The organism is Mycobacterium sp. SMC-17 (assembly GCF_045310915.1).
Taxonomy (GTDB): Bacteria; Actinomycetota; Actinomycetes; order Mycobacteriales; family Mycobacteriaceae; genus Mycobacterium.
Genome location: NZ_JBJIAK010000027.1, coordinates 15,470 through 40,669, shown reverse-complemented (window position 1 = coordinate 40,669; position 25,200 = coordinate 15,470). Strand labels below are relative to the sequence as shown.

24 protein-coding genes are annotated in these 25,200 nt (G+C 68.4%); 10 read left to right on the top strand and 14 right to left on the bottom strand.

Annotation, left to right across the window (positions count from 1 at the left end; all coding sequences use genetic code 11):
- Positions 1-15: 15 nt before the first annotated feature.
- Positions 16-3,912 (top strand): ATP-dependent RNA helicase HrpA, encoded by a 3,897-nt coding sequence (hrpA, locus tag ACJH7A_RS17870; RefSeq protein ID WP_406802460.1) that lies wholly within the window; start codon positions 16-18, stop codon positions 3,910-3,912.
- A gap of 49 nt (positions 3,913-3,961) precedes the next feature.
- Here the strand turns inward: hrpA and ACJH7A_RS17865 are convergent, their stop codons facing one another.
- On the bottom strand, positions 3,962-5,062 hold the full coding sequence (locus tag ACJH7A_RS17865; RefSeq protein ID WP_212807673.1) for a DUF1214 domain-containing protein: 1,101 nt from the start codon (positions 5,060-5,062) through the stop codon (positions 3,962-3,964).
- Positions 5,059-5,634, bottom strand: a complete 576-nt coding sequence (locus ACJH7A_RS17860) for a TetR/AcrR family transcriptional regulator (RefSeq protein WP_212807672.1) — start codon at positions 5,632-5,634, stop codon at positions 5,059-5,061. The genes ACJH7A_RS17865 and ACJH7A_RS17860 overlap by 4 nt, the downstream gene beginning before the upstream one ends.
- A 108-nt stretch (positions 5,635-5,742) precedes the next feature.
- On the opposite strand from ACJH7A_RS17860, the gene ACJH7A_RS17855 reads away from it, so the two are divergent.
- On the top strand, positions 5,743-6,906 hold the full coding sequence (locus tag ACJH7A_RS17855; RefSeq protein WP_244872901.1) for a sulfotransferase: 1,164 nt from the start codon (positions 5,743-5,745) through the stop codon (positions 6,904-6,906).
- 70 nt (positions 6,907-6,976) lie between these two features.
- Here the strand turns inward: ACJH7A_RS17855 and ACJH7A_RS17850 are convergent, their stop codons facing one another.
- Positions 6,977-8,746, bottom strand: coding sequence for a CocE/NonD family hydrolase (locus ACJH7A_RS17850; RefSeq protein WP_212814500.1), 1,770 nt, complete (start codon positions 8,744-8,746; stop codon positions 6,977-6,979).
- 333 nt (positions 8,747-9,079) lie between these two features.
- Between ACJH7A_RS17850 and ACJH7A_RS17845 the strand changes: the two genes are divergently transcribed.
- On the top strand, positions 9,080-9,814 hold the full coding sequence (locus tag ACJH7A_RS17845) for an Rv3717 family N-acetylmuramoyl-L-alanine amidase (RefSeq protein ID WP_036420132.1): 735 nt from the start codon (positions 9,080-9,082) through the stop codon (positions 9,812-9,814).
- On the opposite strand, the gene ACJH7A_RS17840 is transcribed toward ACJH7A_RS17845, so the two are convergent.
- The gene (locus ACJH7A_RS17840; RefSeq protein ID WP_406802459.1) at positions 9,811-10,638 is read right to left on the bottom strand and encodes a helix-turn-helix transcriptional regulator; all 828 of its coding nucleotides are present in this window, start codon (positions 10,636-10,638) and stop codon (positions 9,811-9,813) included. The genes ACJH7A_RS17845 and ACJH7A_RS17840 overlap by 4 nt on opposite strands.
- An 83-nt stretch (positions 10,639-10,721) precedes the next feature.
- Between ACJH7A_RS17840 and ilvD the strand changes: the two genes are divergently transcribed.
- A complete protein-coding gene (ilvD, locus tag ACJH7A_RS17835; protein WP_406802457.1) occupies positions 10,722-12,617 on the top strand; it encodes a dihydroxy-acid dehydratase in 1,896 nt (631 codons plus the stop codon).
- Here ilvD and ACJH7A_RS17830 read toward each other — a convergent pair.
- Positions 12,614-13,501, bottom strand: a complete 888-nt coding sequence (locus ACJH7A_RS17830) for a hypothetical protein (RefSeq protein ID WP_406802456.1) — start codon at positions 13,499-13,501, stop codon at positions 12,614-12,616. The two genes, ilvD and ACJH7A_RS17830, sit on opposite strands and share 4 nt — an antisense overlap.
- A 63-nt stretch (positions 13,502-13,564) precedes the next feature.
- Here ACJH7A_RS17830 and ACJH7A_RS17825 point away from each other — a divergent pair, with 63 nt between their 5' ends.
- Both ACJH7A_RS17825 and ACJH7A_RS17820 read left to right on the top strand, forming a co-directional pair.
- Entirely contained in the window at positions 13,565-14,356 is a 792-nt protein-coding gene (locus tag ACJH7A_RS17825; protein WP_212807669.1) for an SDR family NAD(P)-dependent oxidoreductase, read from the top strand.
- A 1-nt stretch (position 14,357) separates the two neighbouring features.
- Positions 14,358-15,458, top strand: a complete 1,101-nt coding sequence (locus tag ACJH7A_RS17820; protein WP_406802455.1) for an FAD-dependent oxidoreductase — start codon at positions 14,358-14,360, stop codon at positions 15,456-15,458.
- 6 nt (positions 15,459-15,464) lie between these two features.
- On the opposite strand, the gene ACJH7A_RS17815 is transcribed toward ACJH7A_RS17820, so the two are convergent.
- Positions 15,465-17,009 (bottom strand): acyl-CoA carboxylase subunit beta, encoded by a 1,545-nt coding sequence (locus ACJH7A_RS17815; protein WP_406802479.1) that lies wholly within the window; start codon positions 17,007-17,009, stop codon positions 15,465-15,467.
- Positions 17,010-17,070: 61 nt separating this feature from the next.
- Between ACJH7A_RS17815 and ACJH7A_RS17810 the strand changes: the two genes are divergently transcribed.
- Positions 17,071-17,490: an SRPBCC family protein gene (locus ACJH7A_RS17810; protein ID WP_318984041.1), complete on the top strand. Its 420-nt coding sequence runs from the start codon at positions 17,071-17,073 to the stop codon at positions 17,488-17,490.
- Positions 17,491-17,677: 187 nt separating this feature from the next.
- Here ACJH7A_RS17810 and lipE read toward each other — a convergent pair whose 3' ends face one another.
- Genes lipE through ACJH7A_RS17790 form a run of 4 tightly spaced genes read right to left on the bottom strand, consistent with a single transcriptional unit; the run spans position 17,678 to position 21,246 of the window.
- The gene (gene lipE / locus ACJH7A_RS17805) at positions 17,678-18,922 is read right to left on the bottom strand and encodes a lipase LipE (protein ID WP_406802454.1); all 1,245 of its coding nucleotides are present in this window, start codon (positions 18,920-18,922) and stop codon (positions 17,678-17,680) included.
- Entirely contained in the window at positions 18,919-19,401 is a 483-nt protein-coding gene (locus ACJH7A_RS17800) for a peroxynitrite isomerase (RefSeq protein ID WP_406802453.1), read from the bottom strand. Before ACJH7A_RS17800 ends, lipE begins: the two co-directional genes overlap by 4 nt.
- Positions 19,402-19,406: 5 nt before the next feature.
- Positions 19,407-20,033 carry a class I SAM-dependent methyltransferase gene (locus ACJH7A_RS17795; protein ID WP_406802452.1) on the bottom strand — a complete coding sequence of 209 codons (627 nt, stop codon included), beginning with the start codon at positions 20,031-20,033 and terminating at the stop codon, positions 19,407-19,409.
- 37 nt (positions 20,034-20,070) lie between these two features.
- Positions 20,071-21,246: a hypothetical protein gene (locus tag ACJH7A_RS17790; protein ID WP_406802451.1), complete on the bottom strand. Its 1,176-nt coding sequence runs from the start codon at positions 21,244-21,246 to the stop codon at positions 20,071-20,073.
- Between the two features lie 34 nt (positions 21,247-21,280).
- On the opposite strand from ACJH7A_RS17790, the gene ACJH7A_RS17785 reads away from it, so the two are divergent.
- Positions 21,281-22,069 carry an acyl-CoA thioesterase gene (locus ACJH7A_RS17785; RefSeq protein ID WP_406802450.1) on the top strand — a complete coding sequence of 263 codons (789 nt, stop codon included), beginning with the start codon at positions 21,281-21,283 and terminating at the stop codon, positions 22,067-22,069.
- Between the two features lie 22 nt (positions 22,070-22,091).
- Entirely contained in the window at positions 22,092-22,928 is an 837-nt protein-coding gene (locus ACJH7A_RS17780; protein WP_406802449.1) for a rhomboid family intramembrane serine protease, read from the top strand.
- Here ACJH7A_RS17780 and rpsR read toward each other — a convergent pair.
- Genes rpsR through rpmB form a run of 4 tightly spaced genes read right to left on the bottom strand, consistent with a single transcriptional unit; the run spans position 22,921 to position 23,884 of the window.
- Complete coding sequence (rpsR, locus tag ACJH7A_RS17775; RefSeq protein ID WP_318984036.1) at positions 22,921-23,175, bottom strand: 30S ribosomal protein S18; 255 nt, start codon at positions 23,173-23,175, stop codon at positions 22,921-22,923. The two genes, ACJH7A_RS17780 and rpsR, sit on opposite strands and share 8 nt — an antisense overlap.
- A complete protein-coding gene (gene rpsN / locus ACJH7A_RS17770; RefSeq protein WP_406802448.1) occupies positions 23,175-23,480 on the bottom strand; it encodes a 30S ribosomal protein S14 in 306 nt (101 codons plus the stop codon). Before rpsN ends, rpsR begins: the two co-directional genes overlap by 1 nt.
- A gap of 2 nt (positions 23,481-23,482) precedes the next feature.
- Positions 23,483-23,647, bottom strand: coding sequence for a 50S ribosomal protein L33 (rpmG, locus tag ACJH7A_RS17765; RefSeq protein ID WP_020099644.1), 165 nt, complete (start codon positions 23,645-23,647; stop codon positions 23,483-23,485).
- Positions 23,648-23,884, bottom strand: a complete 237-nt coding sequence (rpmB, locus tag ACJH7A_RS17760; RefSeq protein WP_061010101.1) for a 50S ribosomal protein L28 — start codon at positions 23,882-23,884, stop codon at positions 23,648-23,650.
- Between the two features lie 104 nt (positions 23,885-23,988).
- Between rpmB and mrf the strand changes: the two genes are divergently transcribed.
- Positions 23,989-25,176, top strand: a complete 1,188-nt coding sequence (gene mrf, locus ACJH7A_RS17755; protein WP_406802478.1) for a ribosome hibernation factor-recruiting GTPase MRF — start codon at positions 23,989-23,991, stop codon at positions 25,174-25,176.
- The last annotated feature ends 24 nt before the right edge of the window (positions 25,177-25,200 follow it).

Sequence of the window (25,200 nt, the reverse complement as noted above, 5' to 3'; positions counted from 1 at the left end):
CCTATCCTGGGACTGGTGTCCGACCTTCAGCTGCGCGAACTGCGTGATCGTCTGGATGGTCTGACCATCCGTGACGCCGCGCGGCTGGAGCGTCGGCTGAAGAATCTGCGGGGCGACAACCCGGAGAAGATCGTTGAACAGATCGCGGCCGCGGAAGGGGTGATCGCCAGCCGCCTCGCGGCTGTTCCTGCGATCACCTATCCCGACCTGCCGGTCACCGATCGTCGAGGTGAGATCGCCAAGGCCATCACCGACAACCAGGTGGTGATCGTCGCCGGCGAGACCGGCTCGGGCAAGACGACGCAGCTGCCCAAGATCTGTCTCGAGCTCGGCAGGGGCATCCGCGGCACCATCGGGCACACCCAGCCACGGCGGCTGGCCGCGCGCACGGTGGCGCAGCGCATCGCCGACGAAACCGGCACGGCACTGGGCGGGGCCATCGGCTACACGGTGCGGTTCACCGATCAGGCCAGCGACTCGACCCTCGTCAAACTGATGACCGACGGCATTCTGCTCGCCGAGATTCAGAGGGACCGGCGACTGCTGCGGTACGACACACTGATCCTCGACGAGGCCCACGAACGCAGCCTCAACATCGACTTCCTGCTCGGGTATCTGCGCGAGTTGCTGCCGCGCCGACCGGACCTGAAGGTCATCGTGACGTCGGCGACCATCGAGCCCGAGCGATTCGCCAAACACTTCTATGACGCGCCGATCGTCGAGGTCTCCGGCCGCACGTACCCCGTCGAAATCCGTTACCGGCCACTGGAAGTCCCCGTCGCGGTGGACGACAGCGATGACCCGGACGACCCAGACCACGAGATCGTCCGCACCGAGCCGCGCGACCAGACCGAGGCCATCGTCGACGCGGTGCGCGAACTGGAATCCGAACCGGCGGGCGACGTGCTGGTCTTCCTGTCCGGTGAGCGCGACATCCGGGACACCGCAGAGGCTTTGCGGGACGCATTGTCGGGTGACACCTTCCCGACCGAGATCCTGCCGCTGTACGCCCGGTTGCCGACCGCGGACCAGCAGAAGGTCTTCACCGCCAAGCCGGGCGGACCGCGCCGGATCGTGTTGGCCACCAACGTCGCCGAGACCTCGCTGACCGTGCCGGGCATCCGGTACGTCGTCGACCCCGGCACAGCGCGCATCTCCCGCTACAGCCGGCGAACCAAGGTGCAGAGGCTGCCGATCGAACCCATCTCACAGGCGTCGGCCGCACAGCGGTCCGGCCGGTCGGGCCGTACCGCACCCGGTGTGTGCATCCGGTTGTACTCGGAAGAGGACTTCGCGAGCCGACCCCGGTACACCGACCCCGAGATTCTGCGCACCAACCTCGGCGCGGTCATTCTGCAGATGGCGGCACTGGGACTGGGCGACATCGAGGCGTTCCCGTTCCTGGACCCGCCGGATGCGCGCAGCATTCGCGACGGCATCCAATTGCTCCAGGAATTGGGCGCTTTCGACGCGAAGGGCGCCATCACCGACGTCGGTCGCCGACTGGCCCGCCTGCCGCTGGACCCGCGCGTCGGCCGGATGATCCTGCAGGCCGACACCGAAGGCTGCGTACGTGAGGTGCTGATCCTGGCCGCCGCACTGTCGATTCCGGACCCACGGGAGCGGCCGTCCGACCGGGAAGAGGCCGCGCGGCAGAAGCACGCGCGGTTCGCCGACGAACATTCGGACTTCATCTCCTATCTGAACTTGTGGAACTACCTGCGCGAGCAGCGGAACCAGTTGTCCGGCAGCGCCTTCCGCCGGATGTGCCGCGACGAATTCCTGCACTACCTGCGGATTCGGGAATGGCAGGACCTGGTCGGCCAATTGCGCAGCATCGCCGGCGATCTCGGCATCCGGGAGTCGGGCGACGACGCCGACCCGCTGCGCATCCACACCGCGCTGACCGCCGGGCTGTTGTCGCACGTCGGGTTGCGAGAAGGTGAGACGCGCGACTACCAGGGCGCCCGCAACTCGCGATTCGTGCTGGCGCCGGGCTCGGTGCTGACGAAGAAGCCGCCGCGGTGGATCGTCGTCGCGGATCTGGTGGAGACGAGCCGGCTGTTCGGCCGTATCGCGGCGCGCATCGAACCGGAGACCGTCGAGCGGGTCGCCGGAGATCTGTTGCAGCGCACCTTCAGCGAGCCGCACTGGGATGCCCGCCGCGGTGCGGTCATGGCGTTCGAGCGGGTGACGCTCTACGGGCTCCCGCTGGTGCCGCGCCGTCGGGTCGGGTACGCGCAGGTGGACCCCGTAGTCACGCGCGAGCTGTTCATCCGGCACGCGCTGGTCGAAGGTGACTGGCAGACGCGGCACCACTTCTTCCGCGACAACACGCGCCTGCGAACCGAACTGGAAGAGCTGGAGGAGCGCGCCCGGCGCCGGGATCTGCTGGCCGGCGATGACGAGGTCTACGCCTTCTACGACCAGCGAGTCCCCGAAAGCGCGGTGTCGGCACGGCATTTCGACACCTGGTGGAAGAAGCAGCGGCATGTGACGCCGGACCTGCTGACCATGACGCGCGACGACCTGCTGCGCACCGACACCGACGCCGACCAGCCCGACACCTGGCAAACCGGTGACCTGTCGCTGCCGTTGAGCTACCGGTTCGAGCCCGGCGCGGCCGACGACGGTGTGACGGTTCACGTTCCGGTCGAGGTGCTGGCCCGGCTCGGCGGCGACGGTTTCGCGTGGCAGGTTCCCGCGCTGCGGGAAGAGCTGGTCACCGCGCTGATCAAATCGTTGCCCAAGGACCTGCGCCGCAACTTCGTGCCCGCGCCCGACACCGCGCGGGCGGTGCTGCCGGACCTCAATCCTGGAGACGGCTCACTGCTCGAGGAGCTGCAGCGTGAATTGCGGAGGCGCAGCGGCATTCTGGTACCGATCGACGCCTTCGACCTGAGCAAGATTCCGGACCACCTGCGGGTCACCTTCGCCGTCGAGAAAGACGGCACCGAGGTGGCGCGCGGCAAGGACCTGGGCGCGCTGCACGACAAGTTGGCCGGGTCGGTGCGCCAGGCGGTCGCCGGCGCCGTCGCGGGCGATCTGCAACGTACCGGCCTCAAGGCCTGGCCGGACGACCTCGCCGAGCTGCCCCGCACTGTGGAGAGCTCGGCCGGCGGCCACACCGTGCGCGGATTCCCGGCGTTCGTGGATACCGGTGCGGCAGTGGACATCCGGGTCTTCCCGACGGCGGCCGAGCAGGCCGCGGCCATGGGCCCCGGGCTGCGCCGGCTGCTGCGACTCGCGGCGCCATCACCGGTCAAGGCTGCCGAGCGCGGCCTCAATCCCCGCGCGCGCCTGTCGCTGTCGAGCAATCCTGACGGCAGCCTGGCTGCGCTGCTCGAAGACTGCGCCGACGCCGCGGTGCGGGTGTTGGCGCCCAAGCCGGTGTGGACCGCGGTGGACTTCACGGCGCTGCGCGATACCGTCGCAGCCAAGCTGGTCCCGACGACACTCGACGTCGTCGGCCGCGTCGAGCGCGTGTTGACCGCCGCGCACGCCGCGCAGGTTGCGTTGCCCGACAAGCCTTCTGCGCTCCAGGCCGACGCCGTCGCCGATATCCGCGCCCAATTGGCCCGGCTGCTGCCGGTCGGATTCGTCGCGGCGACGGGCGTGACCCACCTGGCCGACCTGACCCGCTACCTGACCGCCATCGGCCGACGCTTGGAGCGCCTGCCGCAAGCGCCGGCGGCAGACCGCGAACGGATGGACCGCGTCCACGCCGTCGAGGACGCGTACAACGAACTGCGGCAGGCGCTTTCGCCACTACGTTGCCAAGGCGACGACGTCCGCGACATCGCCCGGCAGATCGAGGAACTCCGTGTCAGCCTGTGGGCCCAGCAGCTGGGCACCCCACGGCCGGTCAGCGAGCAGCGGATCTACCGGGCCATCGACGCCGTCGTCCCGTGATTTGTGCACGATTTTCCGCGGTCGGCGCGGAAAATCGTGCACAAATCCCTCAGGAAGGTGACGTGGGGGCGTCGGCGATCTTGACGAGCTGCACCTCGGGGCGGTCCGGCACCTGGTCTGTCAGGAACCAGCGGAACGCCAGGTTGCCCTGCGGATAGTCCAGCGTGGTAAGCGAATTCGGATGCGCGGTGGTACCGCGGGACAGCACGACCGTCACCGTGCCATCCGAATTGGGCACCGCGCTGTAGCCGTTGAGTGAGCTCCGCGCGTCACTGGCACCGGGGGTGGCCATGAACTGGTTCCACACCACCAGGTTCCAGAACCGGCAGGCCGGCGGACGGTGGGTGATCACCAGGGCTTCGTCCTCGGCGAGCACGAAGCTGCCGTATGAATAGCAGGCGTCGCGCGCCGACCAGCCGAAGTTGGCGTCCGGCACCTGATAGGGCGCGGCGAATTCATTGGCCCGATGGGCGGTTTCGTGTCCGAGGCTGGCTTCGTCGACGGCTCGGGTGCCCACCGGCATCGGCATGATGGCGAACAGCGTCCTGATCCAGGTGGCGCTGGACCGCAGCGCGGCGGCCGTCGCGGCGTCGCTGTGCCGGAACGGCTCCGGGGGATCGAGTGCCTCGATGTTCCAGCTGACCGGACGTCCCGTCGTCGGGTCGGCCTGGTAGTCGCGCGTGAGGAAGACGGCCGCGTCGGGCAGGGGTCCGAGCTCGAAGGAGAAGTTGCCGTCGTCGTCGAATTCGATATCACTGTCACGGATTATCGCGACGACGCGGTTGGACCAGGCGCCGGGCGAGGGCTCGTTGTATGCGGTCAGCGAGAGGTAGACGCTGTCGCCCTTGTTGCCGAAGATTCGGTATTTGCGCTCCGGGTCGACGGGGCACATGTGGTAGTAGGCGTCGGTGTTGTCGCCGCCCCAGCGGCGGTCGTGCCGCGTCGGGGTGTTGACGGCCACGAACTGCGGCCGACCCGGCTCGGGGAACAGATAGCAGTCGAGGGCGACGCCGAGTCCGGTCGCGAGCATCCGGTAACCGTCGGCGATCTGGCGGTCGTCGGTGACGGCGCGCGGGCCCTCCAGGAAGGAGGTGTCGAGCTCGCGAAGCGTGTCGAGGAGTTCCCGCCATGCGGCAGCGGATTCGGTCATGCGCCAATACCTTTCAGGATCAGTGTGGTGTTGCGGTCTATCCAGTCGTCATCGGGGGCGGCGCTCCGCGTGAGGGCGGCGAGCAGGGCGATGCCGGTGATGACCTCGGTCAGGTCGGTGGCGTTGACGTCGGCGCGGAGTTCCCCGCGGGCCGCGGCGGCATCGAGGCGGGCGTGCAATCCGGGACCCAGCGCGTCGGCGAATCGATCCAGCAGCGCGTTGTGCAGGGTGGCGTCGGCGGTCATCTCGCCGAGCAGTCCAGGGAGCGCAGCGCGGGCCGCCGGGGTGCTGAGCACCGCCACGGTGCCGCGGACCATGGCCCGGACATCGCCTTCGAGAGAGCCGGTGTCGGGCAGTTCCGTGGCGACACCGGCGGGGAATGCGGCCTCGTGGACGAGGTGGGCCTTGCTGGGCCAGCGCCGGTAGATCGCCGGCTTGCTGGTGCCGGCCTGCTTGGCGATGGCATCTACCGACAGGGCGGCATAACCGACTTCGCCGAGGAGCTGCACGGTCGCATCCAGTACGGCGTCGTCGATGCGCCGATCACGGGGTCTACCAAGTTCTTTCGCCATTACGAAACTCATAGTAACATAAGTAGTGTGACTGACACCACAGACGTTGTCCGGCTCGATGACCTGGCCTATCCGACCTTCACAGCCGAGGCGCAGCAGTTCCGCGACATGATGACGATGATGGCGGCGGACTGTCCGCTCGACGCGGACGCGCTGCACGCCAAGGCGAGCGCCGACACTGGCCTCGACGACTTCGGCGCCACCGACTACCGCGAACGCCTCGAGGTGCTGCTGGGCGCGCTCCGGCAGATCGACGGCCTCAACGGCCCCGGCGTCGTGAACTTCTACGGCCAACTGCTGCAGCTGTTGAAGAATCGGCTGCTGCTCACCGATTTGTTGAAGCGACACCCCGAGATTCACGACATCGAACTGCTGCCCCCGGTGGTGATCGTCGGGCTGCCGCGCACCGGGACCACGCACCTACACAACCTGCTGGCCGCCGCCGGAACCTTCCGGACCCTGCCGTACTGGGAGTCGATGGAGCCGTTCCCGCTGGCGTCCGAGGCCGGTATCGAGCCGGACCCGCGGCGCACCCGGATGGACGTCGCGGTCAACGTGATGAACATCGTCATGCCGCATTTCCCGCTGATGCACGAGATGACCACCGACCACGTGCACGAGGAAATCCAGTTGCTGGCCAACGACTTTTCCACGATGTACTTCGAGACGCTGGCCGACGTGCCCGCATGGCGCGACTACTACGAATCCCATGACCAGACGCCGCACTACCGGCACATGGTGACCCAGCTCAAGGCCCTGCAGTTCCTGCGCGGCGGCCGGCGCTGGCTGCTCAAGTCGCCGCAGCATCTCGAGCAGCTGCCGGTGCTCAATGCCGAATTACCCGGTGTGGTTGGTGTTTTCACGCACCGCGATCCGGTTCCGGTGGTGCTGTCGATGATCGCGATGCTCACCTACTCGGCGCGTATGCATCGCAGCACGGTTCCCGTCGAATACATCGCGTCGTACTGGGTGCAGCGACTGGAGCACATGCTTGCCGGGCTGGTCCGGGACCGGGACATCATCGGCCGGGACCGCTCCATCGACATCCGCTTCGACGATTTCATGGCCGACGATCTCGGCGCCGCAGAGAGCGTCTTCGCCCTTGCGGAGGAACAACTTTCGGACACCGAGCGCGCCGCGATGGCGGACTACCTCGCCGGCCACCAGCGCGGCCGGCTGGGTCGGGTCGAGACGTCGTGCGAGATGTTCGGCCTCGACCCCGATGACCTGAAGGCCCGCTTCGCGCCCTACACGCAGCGCTTCCTGGGCTAAGGGTTTCCCGCGAGCAGACACAAAACTGTCGTTTTCGACGTGAAAACGACAGTTTTGCGTCTGCTCGCGACTAGGGCTGCGCCATGGTCGCCGGGTCGGCCAACGGCACCACGAGGTGCGAAGCGTGTACGCCCCCTTGAGAAATCCGATACGTCCCGCCCGCCAGTGCTGTCCGCTGCGGGCGGGTCGGCACCAGATGCGGGAAGTCGTACGTCGTCAGCGTCAGCCGCAACCGGTGGCCCGGGGCGAGGAGCGCCGCGGTCGGGAACACCTCGATGTCGTAGCGAGTCAATTCACCGGGCACGACGGGCTCGGCGGCAGCCTTGGTGCTGATGTGTTGCGGTCGTAGCACGGTGCCGTCGGGCAGGAGCCAGCTGGCCTCGGGGTCGAGGGCACGATGCGACCCCAGGAGCGCGCCCTGTGTCAGCGGCCGGCTGACACCGTCAGGGGAGACGTCGTCCAGGTGCGCCACCCACAGGGTTTCGGTGCGGTCGGCGGTAGCGTAGATCGTGAGGCCGACCGGACCGGCGAGCAGCTGTTCGGTGTCGAACGCCTCGCTGGTGTAGGTCAGTGCGTCGCGCTGCAGCCGGGAGTTGTCCTGGTCGTACCGGACGCTGCGGCCCGTCTGCGACACCATGAAACTGCCCATGCCGAGGCTCCACTGCTCGAGGCTGCGTCCGGAAACCGGTCCGCGAGAGAGGTATTGGAGCGTGGCGGTCGACTCGTCCGCCGATGAGGTGGCATGCAGGCCGCCGCCCAGGCCCAGGTACAGCCGCGTCGGGGTGGCCTCCGGGAACGGATAGGCATTGGTGTGGAACCACTTCGGGCTGCCGATCGCCTGGAACCGCACCGGCGCACCGATGACGGCCGCGGTGTCGTCGTCTTTGAGCCAGCGGTTGAACCAGCGCAGCTGCAAGGCCTGCAGATGCTGCCCGTCGAGATCCGAGACGTGGTACCAGGGACCCGCCATGAGCTGGAACTTGTCGGAGACGGGCTGGTCGGCGGTCATGGCTGCGTCGGCGGGACGGCCGGCGAACGTGTTCTGCAACGCCGCATAGTTCAAGGGCGCGCCGCGCTGGAACGCGTCATGCCAGCCGGCCACCAGAAACACCGCGACCCCGTTCTCGGCGATCTTCGGCACCACGTCCGCGGGGCGCATGGTGTCCCAGAACGTGCCGTCGAATGCGGTGTCGCCGCCACCGATGGCGTCCTTGATCAGGCTCTTGAAATAGCTGCGCTGGTCGCGGCCGCGCTGGCGCACCGCGGAAATGCCACCGGCCCTGGGCCTTTCATGGCTACCGCGATGGGCGAACTCCAGTGCCGGGTTGATCACGTTCAACAGCGAGTAGGTGGCACCGTAGGCGCGAACCGTACGCATGTGCGGGACGCCACCCATGGTGACGACGTCGCGGTAGAAATCGTTGGCGGCCATCGCCGGGAAGATCGCCTTCAGCGGCGAGCCGGGACCCACCGCGGCGGCCGTCATGAGTTGATTGATGGCCAGATACGAGATGCCGAACATGCCGACGCGGCCATTCGAATTAGGCAGCGTCGCAGCCCAATTCACCAGGTCGACGCCGTCCTGCACCTGCTCGGGCCCGAGCATCTCGAAAGACCCGCCCGAAACTCCGGTGCCCCGCACGTCGACCATCACCTCGATGTAGCCGCGACGGATCAGGTACGGCGTTGCGCCACCACCGATCTGGGCGGCCGGCGGGGGCGCCTTCTTGCCGTACGGCGTCATCGATAGCAGCACGGGGAAAGGGCCGGCAGCGGCCTCGCCCGTCGCCGGGTCGGTCGGATAGTGGATATCCACCCGCAGCGAGATGCCGTCGCTCATCGGCACTGCCACGTTGTGGTGCACTCCGACGCCGTACTGCGCCGGCGGGGCTTCCCAGCACGGCAAAAGTGGCGATGGGCTGGTCTTGCGGGTGCGTGCGGCCGCCCAGCCTGCCATGGCCTTGATCCGTGCGCCGACGCCTGCTGTCTCGACATTCGTCTCCACGCCTCGACCGTACGCCGAACCCGAAAGAAGTTATTGCTTCGTGACGGAACCGTGTCAGGGCGCTCGGGGGTGTTCCCAGTCTCGGTCCGTAGCATCCGATCAGTGACCAGTAGCCCGTGTGAAAGAGACGACGCAGGTAAGGGCGTCGGCTGCATCTCGCGCCGACGCATGCTGAGAATGGCTGCGGCGGCGCCGGTTCTGGTCGGTATGCCCGCCGTTGTGTCGTCACTCACCGCACCCGTGGCCAGAGCCGCTGGGCTGGCCGGCGCCGTCGTGTTCCTCGACCCGGGGCACAATGGGGCCAACGACTCGTCGATCACCAAGCAGGTGCCCACCGGCCGCGGCGGCACCAAGGACTGCCAGACCAGTGGCACGTCCACGACGGCGGGCTTCCCCGAACATTCGTTCACCTGGAACGTGGTGCTGCTGATGCAGCAGCAGCTGGCGAACGCCGGCGTGCAGGTGCACCTGTCGCGCAACAACGACAACGCCCTCGGGCCGTGCGTCGACCAGCGCGCCGAGATGGCGAACGCCCTGCGGCCCAATGCGGTCGTGTCGGTCCACGCCGACGGCGGTCCCGCGGGCGGCCACGGATTCCACGTCAACTACTCGGCGCCGCCGCTGAACCAGGTGCAGGCCGGACCGTCAGTGCGATTCGCCCAGATCATGCGCGATCGGATGGTGGCCGCGGGGCTGACGCCGGCGACCTACATCGGCAGCAACGGTCTGTACGGCCGGGCCGACCTGACCGGCCTGAACCTCGCTCAGTTCCCATCGATCCTGGTCGAGTGCGGCAACATGAAGAACCCCGAAGAGGGCGCCGCCATGGCCACCATGCAGGGGTGGCAGACCTACGCCAACGCCATCTGTCAGGGCATCGCCGCGTTCATCCAGGCCAGCTAGCCGCCCCGGATACGGTCGAGCTGCCGGTCCGCCTCCGCGGTGGCCGGGGTGTAGACGACGATGTTCAGATCCGGCAGGTCGGCCGGGGCCAGCCGGTGATACTCCAGCTCGATATCGCCGAGTGCCTCATGGGCGAACCGACGGATCCGGGTCTGAAAACCCTCGATGGTGTGGTCGTTCCAGACACGGTCGAATTCCTGACTGTCCGCGCGCAATCGGTCGAGCAGCTCGACCACCGCGGGCTCGCCGAGTCGGGCGCCGTTCTGCATGCGGTACTCCGAAACGAAGCGCCGACTCTCCACGTCCCAGTCCGGCATCAGCTGCCGGATCGACGGATCGGTGAACACCAGCCACAGCAGATTGCGATCCTCGCGAGCGACCGTCCGCACCCGGGGATACAGCGCCGCGTAGGCGCGATTCCATGCGGTGATCTCCCAGTCGAGATCGATCGCGAAGGCCGGCGAGCGGCCGAACGCCTCCAGAAGCCGGAGCAGATGATCAGGCGGTTCGCCGGTATCCGGCATGAGTTGCGCGCCACCCGGGGAGAAACCGGCGAGTGACAGCAGGTACGTCTGGTCGGCAGGGGAGAGCCGCAGCGTTTCCCCGATGGCGTCGAGCACCTGTCGCGACGGATTGATGTCACGGCCCTGCTCCAGCCACGTGTACCAGGTGACGCTGATGGCGGACAGGAACGCGACTTCCTCGCGGCGGAGGCCGGTCTGGCGGCCCCGGATCGGCGGCAGATCGTGCTCGGCGCGGTCGACCGCCTCCCGGCGCATCCGCAGGAATCCGCCCAGCTCTGCGCGGGCGGCCTGGTTGGACATCGCTCAATGCTAAGACTGGTAGTGGCAGTACTAGAGGCAGCACCGTCTTCGCCTGTCGCGCGCCGTCCAGAAGCATGGGTGCCATGCCCGAATTGCGATCCAGGACCGTCACCCACGGCCGGAACATGGCCGGCGCGCGAGCCTTGCTGCGCGCCGCCGGTGTGTCCGGCGCCGACTTCGGCAAGCCAATTGTGGCTGTGGCCAACAGTTTCACCGAGTTCGTCCCCGGCCACACCCATCTGCAGCCGGTGGGCCGCATCGTGTGCGACGCCGTGCAGGCGGCCGGCGGAATAGCGCGGGAGTTCAACACCATCGCCGTCGATGACGGCATCGCCATGGGGCACGGCGGCATGTTGTACTCGCTGCCGTCCCGCGACCTGATCGCCGACTCGATCGAGTACATGGTCAACGCGCACCGCGCGGATGCGCTGGTCTGTATCTCCAACTGCGACAAGATCACTCCCGGCATGTTGATGGCTGCGCTGCGGTTGAACGTGCCGACGGTGTTCGTGTCGGGCGGGCCGATGGAGGGCGGCACGGCGACGCTCGTCGACGGCACGGTGCGCACCGGCCTGCACCTGATCTCGGCGATGACCGACGCGGTCGCTCCCGAGGTCTCGGACGCCGACCTCGAGCGCGTCGAAGCCGCGGCGTGCCCGACCTGCGGGTCGTGCTCCGGCATGTTCACCGCGAACTCGATGAACTGTCTTACCGAGGCGATCGGGCTGGCGCTGCCGGGCAACGGCACGACGCTGGCGACCCACACGGCGCGCCGCCGGCTCTATGAGGACGCCGGTGCGGCCGTCATGGCTCTGGCCCGGCGCTACTACGACGAGGACGACGAGAGCGCGCTACCCCGCAACATTGCTTCTGCCGCAGCGTTTTCCAACGCCATGGTGGTCGACATCGCGATGGGTGGATCAACCAACACCATCCTGCATCTGCTCGCGGCGGCACGTGAAGCGGAGGTGGATTTCGATCTTGCCGACATCGAAGCGCTCTCCACCAGGATTCCGTGCATCTGCAAGGTCGCCCCCAACGGCAAGTACCTGATGGAGGATGTGCACCGGGCCGGTGGCATCCCCGCCGTGATGGGAGAGCTGCTGCGCGCGGGCCTACTGGACACCAATGTGCATGCGATCCATGCCGATTCGCTCACCTCGTGGCTCGAGACGTGGGACACGAGAACTCCCAAGGTCTCGGACGCGGCCGTGGACCTGTTTTTCGCCGCGCCGGGCGGGGTGCGGTCCAGCTCTGCGTTCTCGCAGTCCTGCCGCTGGGAAAGCCTCGACCTCGATGCGGCGTCAGGCTGTATCCGCGATGTCGCGCATGCGTATTCGGCCGACGGCGGGCTGGCCATCCTGCGCGGAAACCTCGCCGAGGGTGGGTGCGTGGTCAAGACCGCCGGCGTCGACGACTCGATCCTGCGCTTCAGCGGACCGGCCGTGGTCGTCGAATCCCAGGAGGACGCGCAGGACGTGATCTTGAGCGGCCGCGTGCGGCCCGGTGACGTCGTCGTGGTGCGCTACGAGGGCCCGCGTGGTGGGCCGGGGATGCAGGAAATGCTCTATCCCACCTCGTATCTCAAGGGTGTCGGACTCGGGAAGGTGTGCGCGCTGATCACCGACGGGCGGTTCTCCGGCGGATCCTCGGGGTTGTCGATCGGCCACATCTCGCCGGAGGCAGCGGCTGGAGGCGTCATCGCCCTGGTGCAGGACGGGGACCGCATCGACATCGACATCCCGGGTCGCCGCATCGAATTGTGCGTCGACGCAACCGAACTCGACGCCCGCCGGCATCGGCTGGAAGCGGGCGGCGGGTATTGGCCGCAGCACCGGAACCGTGAAGTGTCACCCGCGCTGCGGGCCTACGCTGCCATGGCGCTCTCCGCCGACCAGGGCGCGGTGCGCGACGTGTCAGGGATCGAGGCCGCGAGCCGGGCCGCGGGAGCGCCTACCTCGGCCGGCCGGCCGGGCTAGAGCTGAGCCAGCGCAACCCCGGTGACGCCGGGACCCAGTTGCGCCAGCTCGCGGTCGGTCCCGTCGGCGAGGTTCACGACGCGGATGCCGCCGGTGCGCAGCTCGCTCACGTAGTAGGTCGTGTCATCGGCGGTGGTCAGACCGATCGCCTCCTGATAGCCGCGGGACACGATGTCGTAGGTCCCGACCGTGGGCTGGACCCGGCCGCGGTTGAGCGTGTTGCCGTTCGGTTCGGCGCCGCGGTCGGTCCAGACCAGGTTTCCGGATGCGTCGAGATCGAGGTCGATGGGCTCGGGCAGGTCCTGCCACAGCAACTCGATGTCCGCACGGCCCGCGGCGGTGTGCCCCACCGGGATGTCGGTGCGGCAGCGGAAGATTCGGCCCTGGCCGGCGTCGGATGCGCCCTTCTGCGTCCAGTAGACCAACTGCTGCACCGGGTCGACGGCGATGCCCACGCAGTGGTGCCGCGGGTCTTGCGCATCCGGACCGCTACCCGCCACCACCAGCGTCTCCAGGCTCGAGCCGTCCAGCCGGCAGCGCAGCACCTGCATGCCTTCGCGGTCGCACCAGTAGAGCAACCTCGCGTCGAAGTCGGCCGTCAGCTGCTTACCCGTGGTGAACGCGCCCCGCGGCACGATGGTCCGCCGGTCAGAACCGTCCAGGTTCACACGCTCGAGCGACCCGTTACGGGTGAAGAACGTCCGGCCGGTTTCGGGGTCGGGCGTGCCCATGTTCGTCCAGTAGATGTGGCCCCGGGCCTGATCGACGACGATGCCGTCGGGCGTCTCGTCGACATCGGCGACCAGCGTCCGGACCCGTGAACCGTCGAGGGACACGGCCAGGATCGCCCGCTTGGCGATGTGCAGAACCAATAGTTCGGTCATGCCACGGATTATTCAGCGGGGTCGCTAGCGTTGTGTGACCGGAACATTCATTGGAGGCTGATTGTGCACATTGATCTGACCGGCAAAACCGCCCTGGTAACCGGTTCCACGCAGGGCATCGGGCTGGCCATCGCCGAAGGGCTGGCCGCCAGCGGGGCCCGCGTCGCGGTGAACGGACGCAGCGAAGAACGCGTCCAAGCGGCCGTCGCCGAACTCACCGGCAAGGGATTCGCCGACGTCATCGGCGTCGCCGCCGACGTCACGACCGAGGACGGCGTCGCCCAACTCGTCCAACAACTTCCGGATGTCGACATCCTGGTGAACAACCTCGGCATCTTCGGGTCGACGCCGGCGCAGGAGATCACCGACGACGAATGGCGGCGGTACTTCGAGGTGAACGTGCTGTCTGCTGTGCGGCTCATCCGCACCTACCTCCCGGGGATGACGGAGCGCGGGTGGGGCCGCGCGATCCAGATCGCCAGCGACTCGGCGATCGTCATCCCGGAAGAGATGATCCACTACGGCACGTCCAAGACCGCGCTGCTCGCGGTGACCCGCGGTTTCGCCAAGGATGCGGCGGGTACCGGCGTGACGGTGAACTCGGTGATCGCGGGCCCGACGCATACCGGTGGCGTCGAGGACTTCGTCTATCAGCTGGTCGACAAGAACCTGCCGTGGGACGAGGCGCAGCGCGAGTTCATGATCAAATTCCGTCCACAATCGTTGCTGCGCAGGCTGATTGAGCCCGAGGAGATCGCCAACATGGTCGTGTACCTCAGCTCGGAGCAGTCGTCGGCCACCACCGGCGCCGCGGTGCGCGCCGACGGCGGTTACGTCGACTCGATCCTGCCCTGACGTGCGGGGGCGCGTCGTCATCGCCGGGCTGGGGGACAGCGGCATCCTCGCCGCTGTCCGCCTGGCCCCGCACGCCGACGTGGTCGGTATCTCGGTCAAGGACGGCCTGGTCAGCGGTCAGGAACTCGGCATGCGCGTCGCGCGGCCCGACGCCTGGGCGCGGGACTACTTCATCGGTTTCCGGAGATTCCGTGGCCTGGATTCGGTGCGGATCGTGCACGGGGCCCTGACGGGTGCTGACCTCGACGCCCGCACGGTCACGGTCGTGGCGGCCGACGGAACCGAGACCGTCGAGCCGTTCGACGTGCTGGTCATCTCGACCGGGACGACCAACGGGTTCTGGCGCCGCCCGACGCTGCAGACGGCCGACGACGTCGCCACAGATCTGCACGAAACCCACGGACGACTGGCGCGCGCGCAGCGCATCGCCGTCGTGGGCGGCGGCGCCACGGCGGTGAGCAGTGCCGGGAACCTGGCGCGCAGCTGGCCTGACAAGGTCGTCGACCTGTATTTTCCTGGCGCGCAGATACTTCCGGGCTACCATTCCGGAACCCAGGTGCGCGTCGCCCAGCGACTGGCGGAGCTCGGTGTCCGGCTGCATCTCGGGCACCGCGCGGTGCTGCCCCCGAATCGCGACGAAATCACTACTGGACCAATCGAATTCAGCACCGGCCAACCGGACGGGGAAGCCGATGCGGTGTTGTGGGCCGTCGGGAGCGTCCGACCCAATACGGCGTGGCTGCCTACTGGCATCCTCGACGACGACGGCTTCGTGCGCGTCACCCCGGAGCTGACGGTGCCCGGGTATCCGGGTGTTTTCGCGGTCGGTGATGTCGCGGCCACCGATCCGTTGCGCACCTCGGCCCGTAACGGTGGCGGTGCGCTGGTGGCACGAAACGTCCTCGCCCAGTTGAGGTCCCGCAAGCTGCGCCGCTACCGGCCGCCGGCCGTGCGGTGGGGTTCGGTGCTCGGTCCGCAGCCCGACGGGCTGGAGGTGTTCACGCCGTGGGGACAGGCCGTCCGGTTCCCGGCGTGGACCGTCGACCGGGTGTTGCAGCGGTTCGTCGTGCGTCGTCAGCTGTACCGCGGCGTGCGGGATTGAGACCGTTCACCAGGTGTCGACGAAGCTCCGGCGCGGCGGCAGGCCCGCGGGTTCCGCGGTCGCCAGTGTCGCGGCGATCAGCGACCGGGTCTCGGCGGGGTCGATGACGTCGTCGATCTCGAACATCGAAGCCGAGTTGAGTGCGGCGGCGTTGGCCTGCGCGGCGGCGGTGGCGTCGCGCACCGCCTGCTCGCGGGCCTCGTCATCGGCGATGGCCTCGAGCTCCTTGCGCAGCCCGAGCCGCACCGCGCCCTCGAGTCCCATCGGTCCGAGGTGTGCGCCCGGCCAGGCCACCGTCAGCAGTGGCTCATGCAGGCTGCCGCCGCACATCGCTTGTGCGCCAAGGCCGTAACCTCGGCGCAGGATCACCGCGATCAGCGGGACGCGCAGGGCCGCGCCGGCGACCAGCAGCCGCGATCCGCGCCGAACCAGTGCTTCGGCCTCGGCCTCCGGTCCCACCATGAATCCGGGGCAGTCCACGAGGGACACCACGGGAATCCCGAAGGCATCGCAGAGTTGCAGGAAGCGGGCCGCCTTGTCGGACGCCGCCGCGGTGATGGCACCGGCCATGACCATGGTGTTGTTGGCCAGCACCCCGACCGGCCGGCCCTCGATCCGGGCCAGCGCGGTCACCAATTCCGGGGCGAACTTCTGCCGCAGGAAGGTGACCGAGCCTTCGTCGGCGAGCGTCTCGATGATCGGCGCGACCTGATATGCGCGGCGGGCGCGCTCGGGAACGATTGTGCGCAAAGCGGTTTGGTCCGGCGCGGTGCCGGGTGTGGTGGGTCCGCGAAAGTAGCCGAGCAGTCGGCGGGCGACCGAGACCGCGGCGGCCTCGTCGGGCACCACCACGTCGACGACGCCGTTGGGTGCCTGCACCGAGATCGGGCCGACGGCATCCGGCGCGATGTCGCCGAGTCCGCCGCCGGCGATCATCGCCGGGCCACCCATGCCGATCGACGTGTCCTCGGTCGCGACGATCAGATCCGAACACCCCGCGATCACGGCGTTGCCCGCGAAACAGCGGCCCTTGACCACCGCGATCCGCGGTACGACGCCCGACAGGCCGGCCCACAGCGCAAAGGCGCGGACGTCCAGTGACGACACGGTCGGATGATCGGTGTCACCGGGGCGTCCACCGCCACCCTCGGCGAAGAACACCGTGGGCAGTTTCATCCGCTCGATCAGTTCGAACAGCCGGTCCTTCTTGAGGTGACCGAGGGCGCCCTGGGTACCGGCCAGCACGGTGTAGTCGTACGACAACACCGCACACGGGTGGCCGTCGACGTGGGCCGTGCCGGCCACGAGGCCGTCGGCGGGAGTGCGCGCGATCAGGTCGTCGAGCTCCCGGCGTGCCCGTTGGGCGGCGATGGCGAACCGGCCGTACTCGACGAAGCTGCCGTCGTCGACCAGGTCGTGGATGTTCTCGCGGGCCGTCCGTCCGCCGGCGTCATGTCGGCGCTGGACGGCGTCCGGTCGGGCGGCATCCTCGGTGAGCGCGCGGCGGCGCAGGAGCTCGATGTGGTCGTCGCGGAACGGTACTTCGGGCATTGGGCCGGGCATGGGGACAGCCTGCCAGGCGCCCTGCGCGGGGGTGCGGCATGATCGGTCCATGCAATCGACTGCAACCACCACTGTTGCCCGCCCGATCGACGTTGTTTGGGCGACCCTGATCGACCACGAAGGCATGGCCAACTGGGGTCCCGGCATCAGCGTGACCATCGACCAGCCCGGCACCCCCGCACCCAACGGCCTGGGCGCGGTCCGCCGCATCTCGGCCCCCGGGCCGGCGCCGGCGATCGTCGAAGAGGTCGTGACGTTCGACGCCCCCAACGTGTTCGGCTACAAGGCCCGTTCCGGCGTGCCGTTCCCGGGCTACGCGGGCGAGGTGCGGCTGACCCCCGAGGGCACGGGCACGCGCATCGACTACTCGCTGACCTCGACCGCGTCGTTCCCGCCGGTGAAACTGGCGCTGATCGCCATCAACCAGGTGCTGCTGCGCCTGTTCGCGAAGGCCGCGTCGAAGGCGTAGTCGGGTACTCCGGCTCGCACAGGTCGTCTGGAGAGCTGCGGCGGCGGCGAAAGTACGTGGCTTCAATCAGAACGCGTTCGTCCGCAATGCAACTGAACGCAGGCACCTTCTGCGTCTCTGAGAAGTCCCTGAGTTCAATAACCGACGGCAGATCGCCATCGCGTATGAGCCCACGTACTGTTCGCCGCTACGCGGGCCGGCGAATCTCCCGGGCGATCGTGTCGAGCAGCGCCGGGTACCGGTTGGCCTCGGGATGACCACCGGGCTTGCCGCTGCTGACCACGGCAGCGGCAAGGTTCCGGGCCGGGTCGGCCCACACCGCGATGTTGGTGAGCCCGGTGTGCCCGAAGGCGGCCGGTGCGTCCCGGCCGAACGGGCCGAATCGCTTGGAGCCCAACATGTATCCGGTGCCCCAGCGCATCGGCTGAAGTCCCACCGCGATGTCGGGCCGCAGGCGGCGGCACGGGGCGGTCGCGGCGCGCAGCGTTTCCGGCCGCAGCACCCGCACCCCGTCGAGTTCCCCACCGCGACAAAGCATCTCGGCGAAGCGGGACAGCTCGACGGCGTTGGAGACCGTGCTCGACGACGGCACGACGCTGGTCAGGAAATCCGGGGTGTTGCTGAACGGGATGATCTGGTTCGGGGTGCCGCCGACGGCCTTCTTGAACGCCGCCGCCATGGGCGCCGGCAGCGGCTTGCCGGTCACGTGGCTCGGCGCGACCAGCGGAACGTCTTCGGGCGCAACACCGTAATTGGTCCAGCGGAAGCTAAGCGGCTCGAGGATCTCGGTGGCCAGGATGTCCCGGATGTTGCGACCCGTTGCGGCCGAGACGATTTCGCGGATCAGTGGGCCCCAGGTCAGGCCGTGGTACATGTGGACCAGGCCCGGCCGGTAGATCGGCCGCAGCTTGCCCAGCATCTCGCGGGCGTACTCGCTGTCGTTCATCCGCTTGAGGTCCGGCCGCGGCCCGGTGGCCAGCGGAACCCCGGCGCTGTGGGTGACGACGTGCCGCACGGTGGTGCGGTCCTTGCCGTGGCTGGTGTACGTCGGCAGGTAATCACAGACGCGGGCGTCGAGGTCGAGCTCGCCGCGTTCGACGAGCATGTGCACCACGGTCGTGCTGATCGCCTTGGCGGCCGAGTACACGCAGAACGGGGTGTCGACGCCGACGGGGATCTTGTCGGCGTCAGCCGGGTCGTCGGGCCCGTTGCCCCAGCCGTGGCCGATCGCGCGGTTGAGCACCACCCGACCGTTCTGGCGCAGGCAGACCTGGATGGCCGGGTGCATCCCGGCCGCGTACCAGTGCCGTGCCGCCTGCCAAATGCGTTCCACCGCCAGCGGATCGACGTCGGTGTGGTCTTCTGTGCCGGTGGCCGTGACCGAGTCGAGGTCGGCGGGGACCCGAATCCGGCCGGTCTGTGGTTCCGTCATGCGTCCTTCCGATGCAGCACAGCCGCGAGGTGGTGACGCAGTGGGATGCCCACGGCGGCCATGCGGACGTTGTAGCTCAAGGTGTCTCCGTCGAGCCGGAACCAACGACGCAGGGCGTCAACCTCTTTCGCGGAGTCGGTGCGCCCGATGTCGGTGGTGGCGAGGTCGAGCACGAACTCACCGTCGGTGCTGATCGTCCCCTGCAGGACCTCGGTGATGCCGGTGGGATGCGCGAGCACCCATTCGATGCGACCGGGCGCGGGCACCCGGAGATAGCCGGTCTCGGCGTGCAGGGGACGTCCGTCATCGGCGGCGCGGGTGCGCTGGCTGTAAGCCAGGAACGGCTTGCCGACATGGCCGAACGTGACCTCTTCGAGGTAGTCGAACGAAGCGATGGTCGGGTACTCACCGGAACCGTTGCCGGCCCAGGTGCCCAACAGCGGCGCCAGGACCGCGACGTCGGGGTGCAGCTCGGGCATGGCGGCTACTTCGTCCCGACGGTCAGCAGGTCGGACACGATGAGCGTCCACGCCGGCCGTTTCACCCGGTGCTGCTCGGACACCGTGAACCCGGCGCCCTCGAAGAGCTTCTTCATCTCCGCGGGGGACGGATTGTGGGCGGGGTTGAGGATGTGCGACGACAGCGCGTGCAGCGGCAGCACCTGCCGCGGGCTGATGGTGGTGACGGCCGCGATACCGCCCGGCTTGAGCACCCGATGGAACTCACGCAACGCGGCGGGCTGATCGAACCAGTGGAACGCCGACGTCGTCACCACCGCGTCCAGTGCGCCATCGTTGAACGGCAGGTCCTCGGCCGGTGCGGTGAGCCAGGTGACGTTCGACGACCGCGCCTTGGCCTGGGCCAGCATGCCCTCGGACATGTCGACACCGGTGACGACGGCATTGAGCTCACGTTCGATCCGGTCGGCGAAAATACCGGTGCCACAGCCGATATCGGCGATCGTCAGGGCGCCGTGCGCGCGCAGCTGAGCCAGGACCTCGTCCTGCGCGGGCTGATAGACGAAGCGCTGCAGCACCTGGGTGTCATAGGCGGGGGCGGCGAAGCCCCAGAAACGGGTGACGGCGTCATTGAATCCCCGGCGTTGAACCATGCGCTTCAGCCTAGGCGGCGAATTCCGGCGCGGGCCGTCAGCCGGGCGCCAGGCCCAGCGGCAACGCGGCGAATGCGCACACGATCGCCACGAACGCCGCGCGCGACGGCGGTGGTCGGTCGAGTTCCGGACGACCGCGCACGTACAGCAGGAACACGACGGTGACGTTGAAGGCGATCAGCAGCATCCACCGAATCCAGTCGAACGCGGTCACGAATATCGGCAGATACAGCGCCAGCGCAAGGACCGCGCCGGCCCGGCGATCCCGCAATCCGCCCAGGAAGTCGCGGATCGGCACACCGGCGACGAATTGGACCGCCGCGAGGCAGGCCACCAGACCTATCAGGCCGACCGTCAGTGAGATCGCCATCTGGCCGGCGCCGCGGGCGGCGACCGTGTGAATTTCGTCGAGGACGCTGTGTTGGTACGTATTGAGGTACGACCGGCAAGCCCAGTCGTGGAAGTCGCGTGTCGGCAATCGGCCGGTCCGGGCGAAGTTCTGGAAATCATGAAAGCTCGCCATCATGCGCATGGGCCGGTGCGGCGTCGTCGCGCACAGCCGGTCGGCCACCCCGCGCCGGGTGAGTGCCGTGATGAGGCCGGCCACCGCGAGGCCCGGGAGCACCGCCAACGCCGCGTAGCGCCGGCGTCGCGCGGCGGTGAGCCCGCGCGTCAGCGCATAGATCGCGAGGACGGCACCCAACGCGAATTCGAGCGGAATCGCGTCGTGCATCAACGCCAGGACCGCGGTGAACAATCCGTACGCCGCACACGACAGTGCCGGGCGGGCGCCCACACCGAGTGCGAGGGCGACCACCGCCGCCGCGCCGAGCAGGTCCGGCCGCGCCGAGAACACCGCGAACGGCACCCCGAACGGCAGTACGGGCACCAGCAACGCCAGCATGACCCGGCGTTCCGAGCGGCCCGTGCGCACGATGGCGCCGGCAATGGCGGCCAGGGCAGACAGGTACAACGCGGTGATGGCCCAACGCGCGGCGCCGGCCCGCCCGAAGAATGCCGCGTCGTCACCCGGACCGAAGAGCTCCCCGGCGAGTCCACGCCGGATGAAACCGAACCGGTAGTCCGCGAGGTAATACGAGACGAGGTAGTGGTCGACCGGGTGCAGCGCGACGGCCAGCCAGACGATGCCTGCGGCCCACACGGCGATGCCAGTGCCAGTGGCCAGATAGAGGGCAGAGCGGCTGGGGCGCACGGCCAGACCCTACCGGCGGATACGCTGCCGCCTTATGAGCTCTACTGCGCCAAGCTGGATTGCCCAGCTCCTGAACTTCGCGCGCGACGGCGACACCTTCATCGCGCCGCAACCGACCGAAGGACCGGGACGGTCCCTGTTCGGCGGACTGATCGCCGCGCAGGCGCTCGGTGCGGCCGGCCGCACCGTCGAACCCGACAAGCTGCCACAGTCGCTGCACCTCTACTTCGTGCGCGGCGGCCAGTACGGCATCGACGTGGAGTTTCACGTGGAACGAACCCGGGACGGCCGGTCCTTCGACACCCGGCGCGTCACCGCGAAGCAGAACGGCAAGACGATCCTCGAGATGATCGCGTCGTTCCATGTCCCGGAACCCGGCGCCGACTGGCAGCGGCCCGAAGTCCGGGGCCTGGAGTTCGACGCCTCGGTACCGAAGGCGACGAGCCTCACCGCCGCCGACTTCTTCGATATCCGGGTCCGGGCCGAAGACGTCGGTGCGTTCGCCGTGCCCCCGTTCTGGATCCGCACCAAAGACGAGATCGAGGACGACGCCCTGACCCGCGCCTGCACGCTGACCTTCATGTCCGACTTCGGGCCGGTACCCGTCGCCCGGCCCGACGGGACGAGCCTGCGCGACGGCTTCGCGGCCAGCCTGGACCACGCCGTGTGGTTCCACCGGCCCTTCGTGCCGCGCGACTGGCACCGCTACGAGGTCACCCGGCTCAACAACACGGACTCCCGCGGGCTGGTCACCGGAGCCCTGTACGACACTGGTGGGGTGCTGATCGCCAGCACCAGCCAGGAAGCCCTGTGGCGGCTGTAGCCCCGGAAGATCGCACTCACTGATGACCGTCCCGACGCCGACCTGCTACCGGCATCCGAACCGCCCGACGTACGTGAGCTGCAGCCGGTGCGCCCGCCCGATCTGCCCGGACTGCATGACCGCCGCAGCGGTGGGCCAGCAGTGCCCAGAGTGCGTCAACGAAGGCAAGCGAACGGTGCGGCAGGCCCGGACCCACTTCGGCGGCCGGATCTCCAAGGGCTCGCTGGTCACCTACACACTGATCGCGGTCAACATCGTGATGTTCGTGCTGCAGCACACCTCGGTGCAGATGCAGCAGGACCTGGTGCTGTGGCCGCCCGCCGTCGCCGACGGCCAGTACTACCGCCTGGCGTCGTCGGCCTTCCTGCACTACGGCCTGGCCCACATCGTGTTCAACATGTGGGCGCTGTGGGCCGTCGGCCCGCAGCTGGAGCAGTGGCTGGGCCGCTTGCGATTCGGCGTGCTGTACGGCCTGAGCGGCCTGGGCGGCTCGGTGCTGGTGTACCTGCTGTCGCCACTGAACTCGGCGACAGCAGGTGCCTCGGGCGCGATCTTCGGTCTCTTCGGCGCGACCTTCGTCTTGTTCCGCCGGCTGCAGCTCGACGTCCGCGGCATCGTCGGCCTGATCGTCATCAACCTCGTGATCACCTTCGTGCTGCCCGCCGTCAGCGCGCAGGCGATCAGCTGGCAGGGGCACGTCGGCGGGTTGGTCACCGGCACCGTGGTGGCGGCGGTCTTCGCGTATGTGCCTGCGCGGCAACGACTCCTGGCGCTGATCGCGGTGACGGCAGTGCTGTTGGTCCTGTTCGCCGGGCTGACGATGTGGCGGACCCAGGCCCTGTTGACGATGTTCAGCTGATCCCGGGGTAGGGGAGCAGCGCCATCTCACGGGCGTTCTTGATCGCGGTGGCGACCTGCCGCTGCTGCTGCACCGTCAGGCCCGTCACGCGGCGGGACCGGATCTTGCCGCGCTCGGAGATGAACAACCGCAGGTTGTTCGTGTCCTTGTAGTCGAGGTGGTCCACGCCGAGCTTGGCCAGCATGTTCTTCACCGGTCGCTTGGCCTCGGCGGCGGGGCGTCGGGTGGGTTTGCGCTTGGTCGCCATCACCAGCTCGCTTTCCGGATGCCGGGCAGCTGTCCGTCGTGGGCCAGTTCGCGCACCCGGACCCGCGACAGGCCGAACTTGCGCAGGTGGCCGCGCGGCCGGCCGTCGACGGCGTCGCGGTTGCGCACCCGCACCGCGCTGGCATCGCGCGGCTGGCGGGCGAGTTCGGCCATGGCGGCCGACTGTTCGTCGGCAGTGCTCGCCGGGGACTTGATGATGGCCTTGAGCTCGGCCCGGCGTTCGGCGTACCGGGCGACGGTCAGCCGCCGCTGCTCGTTCTTGGCGATCTTTGACTTCTTGGCCATGCTCAGCGCTCCTCTCGGAAGTCGACGTGTTTGCGGATGATGGGGTCGTACTTGCGCAGCACCATGCGGTCGGGATCGTTGCGCCGGTTCTTGCGGGTGACGTACGTGTAGCCGGTGCCCGCGGTGGACTTGAGCTTCACCACTGGGCGGATATCGGTGCGGGACATCTAGATTCGCACCCCGTCCCGGCGCAGCCGCGCCACCACGGCTTCGATGCCGTCGCGGTCGATCACCTTGATGCCCTTGGCGCTGACCTGGAGCCGGATGCGCCGGCCTTCCGAGGGCAGGTAGTAGGTCTTGCTCTGGATGTTGGGGTTCCACCGGCGCGAGGTGCGCCGGTTCGAGTGCGAAACCGTGTTGCCGAAACCGGGCTCGCGCCCGGTGACCTGGCAGTGCGCTGACATGTGTCCGCCCTATCGTTAATGAAAATCGTTTTCGACAAGTGTCGGTTGCCACTGTAGCGTGAGGGCCGACGGAACTGAAAATGATTGTCGATAAGGGGTTGGCGATGCGGACGCCGGTGATCATCGTGGCTGGTCAGGGACCGACCGGTTACGTGACCGAAGAACTACTGAAGGCGCCGGGCACGGTGCTGGTCGAGCACCAATTCGACGGTCACGTCGTGCGCCGTCGTACCGTCACCGCGCCGCACGGCATCGTCAACGAAACCGTGGCGGCGCTGGAACTGGCCCACGGCTGCGTGTCCTGCACCGTCCGCAATGATCTGCTGATCTACCTACGGCTGCTGCACCGGCGCGATGACGTCAACCGCATCGTCGTCCATCTGGAGCCGTGGATGGAGCCCGAGCCGATCTGCTGGGCCATCAACCATGTTCGAGTTCGGGTGGGTCCGGGATACATCGACGGACCGGCTGCCCGCGACGTCGTGATCGCGGGCGTGGTGACGTGCATCGAAGCCGGCGATTGGCTCACCGACGCGCTGGGTGACGACGAACTGCCCGACGGCCGGACTGTCGCGCAGGTGGCGGTGGGGCAGGCCGAGTTCGCCGACGTCCTCGTCGTGACCCACGCCGAACCCGTGCTGCTCGCGGTATGCCGCCGGCTGGCGCCGCGGGCACAGCTCGTCACCGGGCCCGGCCTGGTCGAGGACGCGCTGCGCGCGCTGTGGCCCGACGCCCGGCTGGGGCGCGCCGACGAGCCGCACGGGCCGCTGCTCGCGGGGCAACCCAGCCTGAAACCTGAAGGGCCCGTTCAGATTGTCGAGTTCAACGCGCGGCGTCCGTTCCACCCCGAGCGTCTGCACGACGCCATCGATCACCTCCTGGACGGCGTGATCCGGACGCGAGGCCGGATGTGGCTGGCGAACCGGCCCGGCCACGTCATGTGGCTGGAGTCGGCCGGCGGTGGCCTGCGCGTCAGCAACGCCGGCCGCTGGATCGCCGCGATGACCGTCAGTGAGGCGGCCTACGTGGACCGCGAGCGTCGTGCGCTGGCAGACCTGATGTGGGACAACGAATTCGGTGACCGGCACACCGCGATGACGATCCTGGTGTGCGGCGCCCGTCCTGGCGATGTGACCGCTGCGCTGAACGACGCCCTGCTCACCGACGAGGAATTCGCGGCACGCGACACGTGGGCCGGCTACTCGGACCCGTTCGGGGACTGGCACCAGGAACCGTGCACCCGCGACGACGTCACCGTCGTCAGTGACGGCACCGATCACGGCGCGGCGTGACGGGTTCTGGACTCGATAGCCAAA

What these genes read in the sequence shown, in the direction of transcription:
- rpmG (WP_020099644.1), bottom strand. Translation starts at nt 23,647, where the DNA reads ATGTCCCGCACCGATATCCGCCCAGTGGTGAAGCTCAAGTCCACCGCG.
- ilvD (WP_406802457.1), top strand. Translation starts at nt 10,722, where the DNA reads ATGCCCGAATTGCGATCCAGGACCGTCACCCACGGCCGGAACATGGCC.
- ACJH7A_RS17785 (WP_406802450.1), top strand. Translation starts at nt 21,281, where the DNA reads ATGAGCTCTACTGCGCCAAGCTGGATTGCCCAGCTCCTGAACTTCGCG.
- ACJH7A_RS17840 (WP_406802459.1), bottom strand. Translation starts at nt 10,638, where the DNA reads ATGTCCAACCAGGCCGCCCGCGCAGAGCTGGGCGGATTCCTGCGGATG.
- ACJH7A_RS17795 (WP_406802452.1), bottom strand. Translation starts at nt 20,033, where the DNA reads ATGGTTCAACGCCGGGGATTCAATGACGCCGTCACCCGTTTCTGGGGC.
- rpsR (WP_318984036.1), bottom strand. Translation starts at nt 23,175, where the DNA reads ATGGCGACCAAGCGCAAACCCACCCGACGCCCCGCCGCCGAGGCCAAG.
- ACJH7A_RS17845 (WP_036420132.1), top strand. Translation starts at nt 9,080, where the DNA reads ATGCTGAGAATGGCTGCGGCGGCGCCGGTTCTGGTCGGTATGCCCGCC.
- ACJH7A_RS17800 (WP_406802453.1), bottom strand. Translation starts at nt 19,401, where the DNA reads ATGCCCGAGCTGCACCCCGACGTCGCGGTCCTGGCGCCGCTGTTGGGC.
- lipE (WP_406802454.1), bottom strand. Translation starts at nt 18,922, where the DNA reads ATGACGGAACCACAGACCGGCCGGATTCGGGTCCCCGCCGACCTCGAC.
- ACJH7A_RS17855 (WP_244872901.1), top strand. Translation starts at nt 5,743, where the DNA reads ATGATGACGATGATGGCGGCGGACTGTCCGCTCGACGCGGACGCGCTG.
- ACJH7A_RS17830 (WP_406802456.1), bottom strand. Translation starts at nt 13,501, where the DNA reads ATGACCGAACTATTGGTTCTGCACATCGCCAAGCGGGCGATCCTGGCC.
- rpsN (WP_406802448.1), bottom strand. Translation starts at nt 23,480, where the DNA reads ATGGCCAAGAAGTCAAAGATCGCCAAGAACGAGCAGCGGCGGCTGACC.
- ACJH7A_RS17865 (WP_212807673.1), bottom strand. Translation starts at nt 5,062, where the DNA reads ATGACCGAATCCGCTGCCGCATGGCGGGAACTCCTCGACACGCTTCGC.
- ACJH7A_RS17780 (WP_406802449.1), top strand. Translation starts at nt 22,092, where the DNA reads ATGACCGTCCCGACGCCGACCTGCTACCGGCATCCGAACCGCCCGACG.
- mrf (WP_406802478.1), top strand. Translation starts at nt 23,989, where the DNA reads ATGCGGACGCCGGTGATCATCGTGGCTGGTCAGGGACCGACCGGTTAC.
- ACJH7A_RS17815 (WP_406802479.1), bottom strand. Translation starts at nt 17,009, where the DNA reads ATGCCCGAAGTACCGTTCCGCGACGACCACATCGAGCTCCTGCGCCGC.
- ACJH7A_RS17860 (WP_212807672.1), bottom strand. Translation starts at nt 5,634, where the DNA reads ATGGCGAAAGAACTTGGTAGACCCCGTGATCGGCGCATCGACGACGCC.
- ACJH7A_RS17810 (WP_318984041.1), top strand. Translation starts at nt 17,071, where the DNA reads ATGCAATCGACTGCAACCACCACTGTTGCCCGCCCGATCGACGTTGTT.
- ACJH7A_RS17850 (WP_212814500.1), bottom strand. Translation starts at nt 8,746, where the DNA reads ATGAGCGACGGCATCTCGCTGCGGGTGGATATCCACTATCCGACCGAC.
- rpmB (WP_061010101.1), bottom strand. Translation starts at nt 23,884, where the DNA reads ATGTCAGCGCACTGCCAGGTCACCGGGCGCGAGCCCGGTTTCGGCAAC.